Annotated in this window: 11 protein-coding genes; 4 read left to right on the top strand and 7 right to left on the bottom strand. The window is 62.9% G+C overall.

The window, feature by feature from the left end:
- Positions 1-208: 208 nt before the first annotated feature.
- From traF to LDN95_RS21990, 3 genes are read left to right on the top strand one after another with little or no spacing between them, the layout of a single operon-like run.
- Positions 209-982: a conjugal transfer protein TraF gene (gene traF / locus LDN95_RS22000; RefSeq protein ID WP_226019671.1), complete on the top strand. Its 774-nt coding sequence runs from the start codon at positions 209-211 to the stop codon at positions 980-982.
- The gene (locus LDN95_RS21995) at positions 982-2,430 is read left to right on the top strand and encodes a conjugal transfer protein TraH (RefSeq protein WP_226019670.1); all 1,449 of its coding nucleotides are present in this window, start codon (positions 982-984) and stop codon (positions 2,428-2,430) included. Before traF ends, LDN95_RS21995 begins: the two co-directional genes overlap by 1 nt.
- Positions 2,431-2,465: 35 nt before the next feature.
- Positions 2,466-5,504 (top strand): conjugal transfer protein TraG N-terminal domain-containing protein, encoded by a 3,039-nt coding sequence (locus tag LDN95_RS21990; protein WP_226019669.1) that lies wholly within the window; start codon positions 2,466-2,468, stop codon positions 5,502-5,504.
- 433 nt (positions 5,505-5,937) lie between these two features.
- Here the strand turns inward: LDN95_RS21990 and LDN95_RS21985 are convergent, their stop codons facing one another.
- The 6 genes from LDN95_RS21985 to LDN95_RS21960 form a co-directional block, all read right to left on the bottom strand.
- Positions 5,938-6,153, bottom strand: coding sequence for a DUF5818 domain-containing protein (locus LDN95_RS21985; RefSeq protein ID WP_226019668.1), 216 nt, complete (start codon positions 6,151-6,153; stop codon positions 5,938-5,940).
- 179 nt (positions 6,154-6,332) lie between these two features.
- Positions 6,333-6,650, bottom strand: a complete 318-nt coding sequence (locus tag LDN95_RS21980; protein WP_226019667.1) for a DNA-binding transcriptional regulator — start codon at positions 6,648-6,650, stop codon at positions 6,333-6,335.
- Between the two features lie 26 nt (positions 6,651-6,676).
- A complete protein-coding gene (locus tag LDN95_RS21975) occupies positions 6,677-7,036 on the bottom strand; it encodes a type II toxin-antitoxin system RelE/ParE family toxin (protein ID WP_226019666.1) in 360 nt (119 codons plus the stop codon).
- Positions 7,037-7,475: 439 nt separating this feature from the next.
- Positions 7,476-10,520: a MobF family relaxase gene (gene mobF, locus LDN95_RS21970; protein ID WP_226019665.1), complete on the bottom strand. Its 3,045-nt coding sequence runs from the start codon at positions 10,518-10,520 to the stop codon at positions 7,476-7,478.
- A 3-nt stretch (positions 10,521-10,523) separates the two neighbouring features.
- Positions 10,524-12,854, bottom strand: coding sequence for a type IV secretion system DNA-binding domain-containing protein (locus tag LDN95_RS21965; protein ID WP_226019664.1), 2,331 nt, complete (start codon positions 12,852-12,854; stop codon positions 10,524-10,526).
- The gene (locus tag LDN95_RS21960) at positions 12,841-13,131 is read right to left on the bottom strand and encodes a ribbon-helix-helix protein, CopG family (protein ID WP_226019663.1); all 291 of its coding nucleotides are present in this window, start codon (positions 13,129-13,131) and stop codon (positions 12,841-12,843) included. The genes LDN95_RS21965 and LDN95_RS21960 overlap by 14 nt, the downstream gene beginning before the upstream one ends.
- Positions 13,132-13,602: 471 nt before the next feature.
- On the opposite strand from LDN95_RS21960, the gene LDN95_RS21955 reads away from it, so the two are divergent.
- Positions 13,603-13,830, top strand: a complete 228-nt coding sequence (locus LDN95_RS21955) for a hypothetical protein (RefSeq protein ID WP_022676683.1) — start codon at positions 13,603-13,605, stop codon at positions 13,828-13,830.
- 126 nt (positions 13,831-13,956) lie between these two features.
- On the opposite strand, the gene LDN95_RS21950 is transcribed toward LDN95_RS21955, so the two are convergent.
- Positions 13,957-14,268 (bottom strand): hypothetical protein, encoded by a 312-nt coding sequence (locus LDN95_RS21950; protein WP_022676684.1) that lies wholly within the window; start codon positions 14,266-14,268, stop codon positions 13,957-13,959.
- Between the last annotated feature and the right edge of the window lie 328 nt (positions 14,269-14,596).

Genomic DNA, 14,596 nt, shown 5'->3' with positions numbered 1-14,596 from the left:
ACCTCAAACTGCGCGCCATCACCTCGGAATGCTGCGCGGATAATTCTCGGAACGCTGCGCGCCATCACCTCGGAATCCCGCGCGCCATCAAATCGGAACACCGCGCGCGATCACCTCGGAATCCGCACGCACGCGAGTGACGCGAAAGGAGCACGCCATGCCAACGTCGAGAACAACCCTTCGGCCTCTTGGTGCAACCGGTCTGGCGATGGCTCTCGGACTCGCAGCGCAAGGCCATGCAGCGCCCAGCGAGAGCAGTGAAATAGAGATCCGCCGCGACCCGGATGCGCTCTATTGCACCGAACGGCAGCTCGGCACCTGGTTCTATTGCGAGCCCCCGGAACGCAAGCCTGCACCTGCACCAATCAGGATCTCGCCCAAGGCAACGCTTGCCGCCATCGGTGCCGAACTCGAGGAGCTCAAGGCGAGGGCGATCCTCGATCCCAGTCCCGAGAACGTCACCTCCTACATCCGCTTCCAGCGCGCGCAGCTCGATCGCTCCTCGACTTTTGCCGATGTCTGGCAGCGTGCGCTGTGGCAGGACCCAGGGCTCGACTACACCTTGCAGCGGCCGGTCTCTACGCTCGGCAAGCGTGCCTGGATCGATCAGCGCAAGACCGATCGCGATCATGTCGTGGCCGCACTCGGTCGCCGCTACGGTGTCTTCTACTTCTTTGCTTCGAGTTGCGGGGCCTGCGACATCTTCGCTCCGATCCTCAAGGCCGTGAGCGATCGCTATGCCTTGCCTGTGCTGGCAGTCTCGATGGACGGTGGCCCGTCGGCCATATTCCATGACTACATGGTCGACAGCGGGCAGTACGAGCGGCTCGGGCTCGGCAGCGACCGGCAAGTGCCGGCCCTGGTCCTGTTCGACAGCGTGACCCGGCGTCCGATGCCGATCGGATACGGCATTTTAAGCCAGGACGAAATTCTCGACCGCGTGTTCCAGCTGACCACGGTCAAGAGCGGGAGCGACTTCTGATGAGAGACCGGTTTTTCCGGCATCGGGTCCGGGGCAGGTGCCTGACCGGCATCGTTGCGGGCAGTGCCCTCCTTCTCGGAACGCCAGTGCCCGCGAGCGCCGGGGTCGAAGGCGAGATGTCGAGTTTCATGAGCGAGATGGGCGCTGCCGCCAATGTCACTGGCCCCAGTGCCTATCGGGGACAGTCCGCAGGCTACTACTCGATGGGTTCGGTGTGGTCGCGCTTTCCGCAAAAGAGCATTCAGCCCTTCAATCTCCAGTTGCCTCATGCCCGCGCCGGCTGTGGCGGCATCGACCTGTTCTCGGGCTCCTTCTCCTTCATCAACACCGCAGAACTGGTCGCCATGATGAAAGCCACAGCAAACAATGCTCTCGGCTTTGCCTTCAAGCTCGCGATCGACACGATCTCACCCGAAATCGGCAAGGTGATGGATGAGCTCGCGCAAAAGGTCCAGCAGATGAACCAGATGAATATTGCCAGTTGCGAGACCGCGCAGGCGCTCGTTGGCGGCCTGTGGCCAACCAGCGATACCGCCTCCTCGGTGGTCTGCGAAGCGATCGCCAATAGCCAGGGCGCGGTTGCCGACTGGGCACGTGCGCGCCAGCAATGCAACAACGGCGGGCAGCGCGAGAGCCTCAAGGCCGCAAACTCCGATCCCGCAATGGGTGAGCTTGCCGGGATGCCCAACAACTACACCTGGAAGGCGCTCTCCCGCAAATACGGCGGCTTCGACACGCATTTTCGCGAGTTCCTGATGACGCTGGTCGGCACGGTCATCTACGATCCCGCAGGAAACGAGGGCAAGCCGCGGGTCCAGTTCATTGGTCCTGCCGATGCTGCCCTGATCAGCGCGATGCTCGATGGCACAGCATCGAGCCCGCATAAGGTCCTCACCTGCGGCAGTGACAGTGCTGCATGCATGCACCCGTCCGAGGTCCAGATGGTAATCGGCCCCAATGCGGCGATCAAGGCGCGCGTGCGCACCCTCATAGAAAGCATGGCCCGCAAGGTCCGCGACCCGGGCGCTGCGCTCACACCTGCCGAGATCCAGCTGCTCGGCATGGCGAGCGTGCCCGTCTACAAGATCATCACGGTGAGTGCCGCAGCCGAGTTCGGCATTTCGGCTCAGGAATTGAACGACCTTTCCGAGATCGTGGCGGTCGACCTTGTCACCACCATGACCATGCGCTTCATTGACATGGCCGTGAACGCCCGCTCGGACTTCAATGGCGCCGATGCGGACAGTTTGCGCGAATGGCGTGAGGGCCTTTACGAAACCCGCCGCAACTTCCTCGGCATCGCGGCGCGCACCTCGCAGCGCTTCGACCAGACCTTCGCCCTGATCCAGCGCACGCAGATGCTCGAGAAGACCCTGCGCAGTCAGCTCTCGCCGCAAATGGCCGCAGCCTTGCGCTTCTCGCGGTTGCTCGGGACCCAGGTCCAGTAGCAGCGGGAAAGGTCACAGCACGGGGAGCGTGGCACATGCTCGAAGTCTTCACGGTCGGTGGCGGGGAGTTTCTCGTCAACACCTTCAACGCGGTAGCGGCTTGGACGGGATCGGGCGGTTTTCGTTCGCTGCTCAGTGTCTGCATGGTCATGGGGCTGACCTATGCCCTTTTGATCACCGCGATGGACCTCGATTGGCGGGTGTGGCTGCGCTGGTTCATCCAGTCGACGATGATCTACCTCGTGCTGATGGTGCCAACCGTGACGGTCAAGGTCACCGATCGCATCAATCCCAGCCTTGGTCCTGCCAACGTTGCCAACGTGCCGATCGGTCTCGGCATGATGGCCTCGTTCACCAGCCAGATTAGCGACTACTTCACCCGCACGGCCGAAACGGTCTTCGTGATGCCTTCGGCGCTCAACTACTCGACCAGCGGCTTTGTCTATGGCGCCCGGCTGTGGGACAGGACACGTGCGTTCGAGATTCGGGATCCGGTCTTCCGCGCCAATCTGGACGGCTTTCTCAAGCAGTGCGCCTACTACGACATCCTCCTGGGCACTCGCAGTCTCAAGGTCCTCAGTGAGTCCAGCGACCTCTGGGCCGAGTTCGGCGTGAATGCCGCGACCAATCGCGGCATGAAGTTCCTGACCGATACCGGGGGCGCAACCGACATTGAGGGCAAGACCTGCGCACAGGCCTGGCAAACCCTCAACGCACAGTGGAACGGACAGATCGACGCGGCGGCAGTCCCGTTTGCGCGCACGCTGTATCCCAAGCTCGCATCGGCCGCAGCCAGTAGCAAGCTCGCAGCGGACTTGCCGGTAATCTCGCAGCTGCTGACCGGCACCTCGGCTTCACGAAATCAGATCCTTCGTCAGAAGAGCATGGTCGATGCGTTTGAGGCCGCGCAGCTGGATTTTGGGAACGTCGATTCCGATGCTTTCGCGCTGCAGCGCGCCGATATTCAAGCCCGCAATGCAATGACCACGGCTGCAGAGCAGGGCCTCATCTGGATCCCGGTCCTCAATGTCGTACTGACGGTCGTGTTCTACGCCCTGTTCCCGGTGGTCTTCCCCCTGCTGCTGTTTCCGCGGACCGGAATTGCGACACTGAAGGGCTACTTTGCGGGCTTCTTTTATCTGGCTGCCTGGGGACCAATTTATGTCCTGATCCACAGCTTCGTCATGGACCGCCTTGCTGCACAGTCACGCGCGCTTGCCGGCAGCGGCGTGACGCTTGGCAACTGGTCCGGCATTGCCGGGGTGAACCAGGACATCGCGACGATGGCCGGGTTCCTGATGATGTCGGTACCGGTCCTTGCCTTGATGGTCATGCGCGGGACTTTGTCGGTCGCGCACAGCATGGGCTCGATGCTGGCACCTGCCCAGGGAGCAGCGGATGCTGCAGCCGCCGAACGGACCACCGGCAACTATGCCTTCGGCGATGTCAGCCATGGCAACTTCAACGCCAACAACCGCCAGATGGCGCAGTGGAACCAGGCCCCCAATCTGGCTGTGGGTGCAAGCCACATGGGCCTCAGAAGCGACGATGGCGCGATGGTTCATGCCTATGGCAGCGGCGCGCGGGTGATCGACACAAGTGGAGCAATCTCGCAGTTGCCGTTCAAGGCCTCGATGACGCGGGGCTATGCCAGCGATTTGCGCAATCAGGGCCAGTGGTACCTCAATGAGGCCGACCGGATCGAGAACGGCACCTCGGCGACCTGGAGCAGCATGCACGGGACCTTTGGCAGTGCGGTTGCCGCCAGCAGCCAGGTGACCGGCAGCCGCAGCGAACACGGATCGCGCGCGTCCGACACCCACAATGTCGGCGGCAATGTCATGGTGGAAGGCTCGGCCGGCAAGTCGACCCGCGAGGTAATCAACGACGATCTGATCCTGCGGCAGGGCAATAGCCGTTCGAGCGGGAATTTCGATCAAAGGGCATTTGGCGGCTCACTCACAGGTTCGGCTAACGGGACCGTGGGGACACCAGGCAAGGATCTGGCAGGCAGCAGCGTTTCCGCAGGGCTCGGTGTCTCAACCTACGGCAGAAGGGAATGGGGGAACGATGCCAGAACGAATTCGGAGCGGTCAGCAACGAACCAGGTCACCCGCGGCACCGACAAGTCCGAGGATGTCAGCAGTCGCGTCGTCGTCAGCGGCAACAGCGGCGACGTCCAATCTTCTGGCACGTTCAGCCAGAGCTCCGACTACACCGATGCCAGCAAGAGTCGGACCAGCAGCGAGGGCTCCGACTGGCGGGTCTCCGAAGCCGAGGAGCGCCGCGCCGCCGCCGCGCGCTATCGCGAGATCGGCAGCCGTATGATGAACGAAGCAAGCTATGCAGAAAGCCACGGGTTCCAGGTCTCGAGCGACATGTCGAACCTGATCCAGGATCGATACGAGGCGCTGCAGCGCGAGCACCCCGAGTGGCACCTGCCCGACATTGCCAATCCGCGGCTCGATTACCGCGACATGGCACGGCGCGACCAGGCGATCAGCTACATCATGGATGACCTGCTGAGCGACCTCAGGAACCGTCGGATCGGCGAACTGGGCGACGTCGCGGCGGTCGCCGGGCAGGGCAAGCTCGGCAGCCATGCAGATCTCGGCATGCCGCAAGCCGCATCGCTTCCGCCGGCCGATCGCACGCCGCCCCTCGTGGCTTCACCCATCGAAGGAAGAGTGGTGCTTGCCGCTCCCGAGGGCCCAGTTGATGGTGCCAAGCTTGCCAAGGAACTCGGTATGGGCGTCAAGGCCGGCGCGCGGCTCGGCCAAATGGACGGCGACCTCGTCCCTGCGATGGGCGTGGTGGCGGACGAAGCAAGGGCGCTCGGGTTGCCGCGACCGGTGGTAACCTCGGGGAATGACAGCGCACAGCATGCTTCCGGGTCGGCGCACTACGACAACCGAGCGCTCGACTTCCGTGGAAACAACATTTCAGACCAACAGGGGAAGCAGTGGGCCGAACGCGTGCGCGAGCGCCTGGGCCCGAATTATGCGGTCGACTTCGAGAGGTTCCCCGACAACCCGGCGCGGGATCACCTGCACGTGGCCGCGCGGCGCGGATAGGGTCAGCCCAAGATACCGGACTGCACCGCGGACACGATCAGGAAGATTGCCATACCTCCGAGCACTGTAGGCAAAACGTATGGGTTGCCGATCTGGTCTGAGGCACCTGCCTGCGGGATCCTCGGCAACGGTAGACCCGTGACAGGGTCAGTGTCCGCTTGTCGGCAGGCTAGCGGCAAGCCATCAACACCATAACGATTGTGGTCCATGGCGGGGCTCCTTGCACTGGCAAGATCATATCCAGTTCTCACAGGATTTTCAATGATTTGCCAGGAAAAGGGAAAGCCCCCGCACCCATGCCGAACCTCGGCACTCCTCAGCGCAAAGCGCTGATCGCCCACTAACGCGAACTCGCAGTATCGAAGCTGATGCGGAGCTTTAAGCGGCTATTGTCAGCAAGACCTGCGGTGAAAAGCGGAAGCGGCAGGCGCGATCAGGCGCCGTCCTGAATCTCGACGTATTCGACCTCGATCCGATCGACTTCGACAATGCGTCCGCGCACACGGACTCGCCCGCTCAGTCCATTGGCAGTGGTTTCATCGACGAATTGAAGATAGAGCCGCCAGATCACGCCATCGTCATCGCGGATTAGGTATCCGCGGGCGCCGGCCTCCAGAATGCCTGTGATGGTTATCGAGGTCGGGCTCATTGCAGTTTCCAGGTGTTGACTGGGAAGCGGGTTGCGACAATCCATTCGCCCCCCAATGATCGCCCGGCGCAATTGTGAAGACGGCCCGACCACGCCGCGTTGCCGAGCAAGGCGAGGACTTCGAACCGCACAAAGGTTGTCGTGCGAACCGATCGTTGAATTGACGGGCTCGTCACAAATCAAGCAACTGCCTCGAGCCCCTTGCGCTGGATGATTGAAAGTAGCCTCAGCGCTGGTCCGCCCGGTCGCTTCTTTCCGCGCTCCCAGTCGGACACAAGGTTCCTTGAAACATTGAGATAACGCGCAAACACCGGCTGCGAGACGTGTTCCGCCTCGCGGATGGCCCTGATCTGCTCTGGCTGGAGCGGAGGCGCTGGGGTGAGGCAAGCGTCGTCGAACTCGCGCAGTGTGCGCTTGTCGATGGCTCCTGCATCATGGAGCCCCTCGATCATCTCGTGGACGGCAGCAAGCGCCTCGCTCTTATAGGTCCTGGGCATCGTCGTTTACCTCGAACAATCTTTCTTCACGCACCTCGCGTCTCGATCTGCGCCTGAGTCAACGCAAGAACGATCTTCGCAGCCTGCTTGTAAGCCTTGAGTTCGGCCGCGCTAAGGTTGGACTTGTCGCTCTTGGCAAAACCAAAGGCAAAGACAGCTCGCTCCTCATGACGGAAGAACATCAGAGTACGATAGCCACCGGACTTGCCTCCGCCTTCACGAGCGACGCGCTGCTTGATCAAGCCGCTACCAAGATCGGCGTCGATCAGGCCCCGATTGGCCTGATCTATCGCCGCAACAAGCATCGCGTCGCTTATCCCTTCACGGCTTGCAAATTTCGCGAACCAGCGGTTCTTGTAGATGCGGGTTCGCAGCTTACCGGTCATGGCTGGTGACTTTATATAACACTTTGTATGATACTACAATAAGCATTGCCGTCTAAGACCCTGGAATTGTGTGACTGGCCTGGCTGCAAGGCTAGGCCCCTCTCCGTGTCATTGACGCAGAAAACGGGGGATCACTCAAAGGATGCCCCCGTCTTGTAGGCTATGCATGTCTCGCTACCTCGGCACATATCACGCGCCCACGGCGGATAGCGCAAGGATGCCGGTGACCAGTTATGGCGCGGCCCGGTGGGAGGCAACCCGGACCGCGCCGTCTCGCCCTTACGAGCAGGACGCGAAAGCGGGCGCGGTCCCCGCAGATCATCGCTTGGCGGGGAAAATCCATCAGCAGTGCAAGGGCAACCGGCATTGTCATCCAACGCGTCGGCAGAGCTCGTTTGAACGCCGAGGTGCGAAAGGCTGCCCATGCACTGGGATAACTTCACAGATCGAGTCCCAGCGACTTTTCGGGCACGGGGATTTGCCTCACCGGAGCTTCGGGTGCAGGCCCCAATACCGCATCCAGCTTTGCCTTGAGATCTGCGCTCATCCTGAGTTCGGGCAACTGCCGGGCATCGACCGGATTGTGGTGGCGGGGTTCGACCACGACGTTGCCGGTCGCCTCGAGCGCAGAGGTCTTGTTCCCAGGTGTCCGGTCGAGCTGCTGCTTGAGGCTTTCGAGGTTGTTGGTGACGACCGTGATGTCGTCGGTCGCGCGGGTGTTGAGCACGTTCTGCGTGCGCTGCGTCGCGAGATTGCGCTGCGACGAGGAAATGACCTCGATCGCCTCAGGCTTGGTCATGCCCTGCGCCATGTGAGCATTGAGCGCATAGCCAAGGTCGAGCCGGCGCAGCATAGGATCGCCCGGCGCGAGCATCAGTTGCCGCTTGTCGGCGAGTTCGACCCGCACGCCTTCGGGCCGGGCCTCGAGCACCGTCGCATAGGTCGACTTGGCAATGTCCCGCCCTTGGTCCTTGTCGCGCCAGAACACGGTCTCGCCGTCATGGATCCTGAGCTCTCTCTGCTCGTAGAGTCCGATCCGGTCGAAGCGGTGACCCGGGGCGATGCGGGTCGGATCGATGACCTTGCGCCGTCCCCCCGCCTCGAGCACGACCTTACCATCCTTGCGGATCTCGCGGACCTGGTACTCCCCGCGCTTCACCCCCAGTTCCCGCACGTCCATCCGCGCGTCGAACACCTGGCCCACCCGGTAAGTCGAGGCAAAGCGCAGCTCCTCGCGCGTGGTGTTGGCGCTCTGCAAGGTGGTGAGGGTGAGACCCGGTCCGGTGAGCGTGCCTTCCTTGAGCAGCCCAGCCTGGACCCGCGCGTTGATTTCGGCGCGATCATCGCGGCCGGCGGTGAAAATCGCCGTCGCCTCGCGCTTGTCGGGGCTGAGCGACAACCACAGCTCGGCCGCGCGGGCGACGTGACCCGGGCCTGCTTCGATCACCCGGCCGTGAGCCGCAAGCAGATCGAGCGCCAAGCTCGCATGGCCTTCATTCGAAAGCCCTGCGACAGCCAGCAGCAGGGGCGAGTTTTTCTGGCGAATGTTCTCGTCCATCCGCACGGTGGCTTGCCCCGCGGCCTGGCTGAGGGCGAACATCTTGCCCTGTTCGATCGCCGACAATTGCTGGCGGTCGCCCATGAACGGCGCCTTGGCGAGATCGAGCTCTTCGGCGAGCGCGGTCAGTCGCAGCATGTCGCGCGAGGAGACCATCGAGCTTTCGTCGGTGATGATGACGGTATTTGCGAGGGCTGCCTTGGCTGCCTCGAAGCGCTCGCCCGATCCCGCGGCCGCAGCCCCGCCATAGGTGCTGAGGAACTTGGCGATCGTGTAAGCCTCGATCCCCGCCTCGCGCATCTGCTCGGCCGACATGCCTTGGCCGCCCCCGCCGCGCAGGTCCGCGACCATCTTGTTCTGGAAGGCAAGCCCGACGAGCTTGACGCCTTCATCACTCAGGACCTTGTCGAGCGCGCCGAGCAGCGTCGACTTGCCCGCACCCGCGACGCCCTGGACATTGAGGAAACGATCGGTGCCAGAGAGGATCGCGATGCCTGCGGCTAATTGGCCTTCGTTGAGCTGCCAGGTGTCGACCCCGGCACGGGCCTGCCCAAGTTCGCGCGCCGCATCCTGCAGCCGCGCCATGGCCTGCTCGGGCGGCATGAACGCGCGGCCCTCTCCGGCCCCGGCATCGATGCGGTCCAGAATCTGTTGCTCCATCGCGAGCGCCGCCGGCGTCGTCACCAGATCGAAGTGGCCATCGAGCCGATCGGACTTGCCCGGGATCAGGTGGCCGTCGCGAATGAGTTCGCCGATCCGCTCGACGACGGCGCCGCCTTCAAGACCCTTGATCTGGAAACCCAGCGCGGCACTGAGGATCGCCTGCGGCGAGAACGCCGCCTCGCGCTCGGACAAGTGGCGGATGGCAGAAGCTGTGGCGTGCTGTGCCTTGATCGTGCCGGCGGGGAGGAACAGGGCTGCCGCGCCGCTCACCGCCAGCGGGCTGGGCGTGCGCAGCGCAGCGCCGATCCGGGTCGAGACTTCACCAAGCGCGGCGGTCGTGGTTTCACGGAAGGTTGGGCGTGCCCGTACCTCGGCGCGGGCCCTGGCCTCTGAGATGAGCGCCTTGCCGTCGAATCCCAATGCTGCCGAGCGATCCTGCCATGCCTGGACGAGTGCTGCGCGGTCCTCGACGGCGAGCTTGGGATCGCGGGTATTGACCGTCACCCGGTCCTGTCCCTGCGGCGATGCAATGCCGAGTTCCTCGACCTTGTTCAGTATGTCTTCGCGGCGCTGGCTGAACTCCTTGATGACCTCGCTTGGCACGCCCTTGATCTCGAACGAGCCGTGCTTGCCCGCCGCCTCGGTCTCGTAGCCGAGCTTCTGCAGCTGGGCGCGGAAGGCGGCATGGTAGAACTGGCCGATCGTCGTGTTGTTCTTCCAGATCTCGCCGTTCCAAAGCGCCTTCCAGGTGCCCTTCGGATCGCGGGTCAGGTTGGCGACCACGGCATGGATATGGCCCTGTGGATCGAGCGCGCGGCTCGTGTCGTGGGCGAACAGCGCGTAAACGAGATTGCCGGTCTTTTGCGGTTCGCCGCTGCGCGAGCGATCGTAATTGCGGCTCTCGGCAAACTGCTTTTCGACGAGCTGAGACATCGTCGATTTGACGGCGGCGAGGTGCGCATCGAGGATGCGCTTGTCGCCGCTCACCAGTGCGAGGATCGAGGCGGACTTGGGCATCGAGAACGTCAGATCGAGACCCAGACGCCGCCCTTCGACCTGACCCACCATCTCGCCGTCGGGCAGCCGCCCATTCAAGATCGCCTCGAACTGGTCGCGCTCGACCTGGCCCTCAAGTCCGAGCGCGCGCGCACCCTCGCCGCCCCAGACCCCGGCTTCCGCGTGTTCATCGACCGTGTAGTAGTTGTCGTTCGCGAAATAGTCGGCTGCGCCGCTCGACGACCTGACGGAGGCGATGGAGTGCATGGCCTACATCTCCATGCCGTCATCAGGGGCAGGGGCATTGAGCTCAGGCTCTCGCGACGGTTCCTTCCCCCGTCCTTCCACGGCCTCGCGGTCGATCGCTTCGGCAAGCTCGCGCGCAGCCGGGGTCGCCCGCTGGGCGGGGAGCTTTAGAGCGGCGCTGCGGGGGGCTTTGGATGCGGTTTCGGGCTCGTTGGCGCGCGCAGTTGACGCGCTCTTCACAATCTCGGCGCTGGCGATCATCGAGCGCCCAAGGCTGGATTGCGGCGCTGCCGTCGGCTCGGCTTGCGCGGCAGCGAAGTTCAATTCTTCCTGTCGGGGAGCGGGCTGCGGCTTTGCCGGTTCGTCGTCGATCGCGGGTGCAGGGAAGAGTTCAATTTCATCTTTGTTTTCGCGTCCGCCGGCTTCGGTTTCGGCGTCATCATCGGCATCGCGTGCGAACTCGATCGGCTCGACATGCGCGCGCAGGACATAGCCTTCGGCAACCTTGGGATAGTCCTTGTAGGTGAGCTTGATCCGGGCGGCATCGAAGCCTTCCGGGAACACCAGGAAGCCGCGCAGCGAGGGCAGTTTCATGATGTCATCGGGCAGCACCAGCGGCTGCACTTCGGAGCGTGGGGTGATCGTCGCCGCGTCGCGGATGTTGGAATAGCCGTAGCTGTAGGCCTCATCCATCATCCTGACTTCACGGTGCCCGATGTAGTCCGAGCAGTGCTCGGCGGTGTCGCGGTCGGCTGCGGCGAGAACGAGCTTGGTCCGCGCGAGCGAGGCAAGGTTCTGCGCGCCTTCCTTGCCGTAGGTCTCGGCCAGCTTGGCGAACGAATGGATGCCGAGCACGAAGGCACCGCCAAAGCCGCGCGCGGTCTGCAGCCCGTCCTCGATCGCCGGCAGGCGGTGGAGCGCGTGGACCTCGTCGAAGAAGAACCAGGTGCGAAGATCGCGGGTGCGCGGCAGACGCATCAGGGTGTGGACCGCAAGGTTCATCCAGAGCGACAGCAGCGCCCGGTTGAGCACCAGTTCGTTGTGCGAGGAGGTGATGAACAGGATCGAACCGGGCTTGTTCTCCGCGCGGATCCAGTCGGAGATCGAGAAGCGCTCCTTGCCCTCGGGAAGGAAGCGCAGGGCCTGTGCGTTGGTGTTGAAGACGGCGCGAATGGATTCTGCCATCTTGGCGGCTTCGGGCGCGGTCAGCGGGTCGGCGACGGTGTGCTCGAGAAGTTTGTGAACCTCTTTTAGGTCGGCCATCATCAGGCGGCTCGCGAGCGCCTCGTTGGTCGCCTCGCCAAGCTTGATCAGCTTGATGCAAGTCTCGACGAACAGCGTGCGTGCAGCCAGCATCCAGAACGGCTCGGCGCCTCCGCCATCGGCAGGCAGCAGGGCGGCGGCGATGCCGGTGAAGTCGGCGTGGTTCTTCGCTTCGGCAAACACCGACCAGGACGGGCAGCGCTCGTCCATCGGGTTGAGGATGGTGTCGGTTGCGGGGTTGTAGAACGCCTCGACATAGGTCCCGGTGAGATCGAACACGACGGCCCGGTCGCGCCGCGCGCGCATCTGCGCGATGAGCGCGCGCATCTGGGTTGTCTTGCCCGTCCCGGTCGAGCCGATCATGATCGTATGGGCCTGTTCGGTGCGCCAGGGGAAGGGCACCCCCGCGATCGAATAGGCGTGATGGATGCCCGCCTCCTTGCGCGTCGCGAGGCTCATTTTCATGACCTCGTCGAAGCTCTTGCCGGGCAGGCGTTCAGCAATCTCCGCGCCCAGCATGTCGCGGTTGTGGGCGTTGATGACATCGGCAAGCTCGGCGGCATCAACCAGCATGGCGCCGCGCTGGTGACGCTCCTCGAGGATCGACTTTCCGCGCCGCTTGGAGAAGTCGACGAACCACACCGCGATCGGCACGGCGACGAAGAGCGAGATGAACAGCGAGCCCCAGATTGCCCGCATCAGCTTGTTCCAGGCGATGACCACATCGGGGTGCGAGGCAACCATGCCGACAGGCGCCCGGACGACTTCGCCGGAGGGGAGGGTGAGGTTGAGGATCTTGCGGGAAGAGAACTCCATGAAAGTCCATCCAGCGGCGTAGATTCGCATCAGGATCATCTGGATCTCTTGGCTCTCGAGCAGCAGTGCGAGGACGATCGAAAGCGCGATGCAGAAGGTGAAGAACCACACCAGCAGCGGCATCTTCGCCGAGGCAAACCACATCATGAATTCGTGAGTGATGAGCTGCGAGCCGCGGGTGAAATCACCGGCGTTGCGCGGCATGTTCCCGCGCGCGGAATGGTGTTGCAGCTTGCCCGGGCGCGCGCGGTCGGACCAAGTGTCAGGACGCGGCACAGAGCGCCTCCGTCCGGCGTTCGGCTTCGGAGATCAGAGCGGTATGGGCATCGGGGTACTGGCGCTGGACAATGAGATCGGCAACCAGGAACAGATACTCCGCCGAGAACTGCCGGCGGCGGTCGGCCTCGCTCGTGCCCGACATGACGCCCAGGAACTGCTCGAGCGCGATTCGCAGCAAGTTAGATCGGGAGACGTTTTGCGCGGTTGCGGCAGCCTGCGCCGCATCGGCCAGCGGCTGTGGAAGCCGGAGGGTAATCAGAACTGTTTCAGTCATCACCACGCCCTTCGAGAGGGCCTGGTGGAAATTGCGCGAGAAGGGTTTTAGGCCATCGGCGGGCCCTTGGCAAGAAAGCCGTTGGGGACCAAATGGCGTATTACAATGTAATACCGTGAAACTCGCGGAATTCCGAGACTGCAACGACGGTCTTCAACGCTGTAATACGATGTATTACCAAAGGCCCACTCTGTACACACACGCATTTCCGCCATTTTCCCTACGGCCCTGCCGTGTAGGGTGTGCAACTCTTCCCCTTAATCCGCTTCCTTGTGTCTGGTAGGTGATTGCTGGTCTTTCTGGCGCATGGATTCGGGTCTTGACCGCCTGTCTGGGGACCAGCGAGTTCCACTGATTACAGGACGGGCCGCACGATTTATTTGCAGGGTCGATGGCAAAAGGCTTGCCACTGCGCTCGCTGCTTGGAATCCTCAGGTCGGGAGGTTTCAGCACCAACCACGAGGTATCATCATGGCCAGAAAAGGAAGCCTTGAAGCGGAACGTCAGGCAATCGCGAAGGAGCGTCAAGCGCTGGAAGCGCGCGAGACGAGACTGCGCGAAAGCGAGCGGGCGGCGAGTGTCGAGTTGATGCACAAATCGGTTCTCGGCAAGGCGCCGTTCGAGAGGGTCGAAGCATTCTTCGCCGCTCTCGGAAAGCTCGGTCTGGACGAAGCGGAAAAGCGCCTGCGGGCAAGCTGAAACCGGCCTCGACAGAGGCCAGCACAGCCGGGGCTCGATGCCCCGGCTGTGCTTTATCTGGCACGCAAAAAAGGGGGCCGGAGAGCACCTTGTCGGTGCCCTCCGGCGCTGCGGTCGATGATCATGTCAGAACGGGCAATCCGCGTCCCATTCGGGATCCATCACCACGCTCATGAAGCTTGCGGCGCGGGCGATGTTCGCTTCGTCGAAGTCGTCAGCCATCATGCCCGGGACGGAATGGACGATCCGGTCGATCAGGTCCTGGGGCAGGGCGTTGTAGTCGCCCTCGTCGATGGCGAGAAAGCAGCCGAATTCGTCCTCGATAACGTGCTGGTCGAAAAAGCTGTGCTGGGCCCGGATCGTTGCGGCGCGCAATGCTGCGTCATAGCTGATGGGGTCGAAAGCCGGGATGTCGAGGGTCTTGGTAAGAGCGTTCATGTGAGCCTCCTGTCAAAGGAATTGAAGAGGTCACCTTCGGGATGGCCGAGCTTGGACCGGGTCAGGAACGGGCCGCCCGCGGCCCGCCGCGAAGCGGGGGTGGGGGAGCCGATTTTTTCGCCTTCTTCAGGCGTAAAAATTGGGGGAACCGCCCTTCTTGACGCGGCCAATGGCGGCCATCATGCTTGGAAGTCTGCGAGGGTCTTTTAATCGCTAACCTGTCAATCAGGCGCAGCGGGCATACCACCCTGATCCACGATGACGCGGTCGCGGATGCCTGCAGGTCAATGTCTCGTCAGCTACTGGTCACCGATCATGCCGTTTGTCG

The sequence above is a fragment of the Novosphingobium sp. FKTRR1 genome, assembly GCF_020404405.1.
In the GTDB taxonomy this organism is placed as follows: domain Bacteria; phylum Pseudomonadota; class Alphaproteobacteria; order Sphingomonadales; family Sphingomonadaceae; genus Novosphingobium.
Note: the sequence above shows the minus strand (reverse complement) of the source record. Positions and strands in the feature narration are given on the sequence as shown.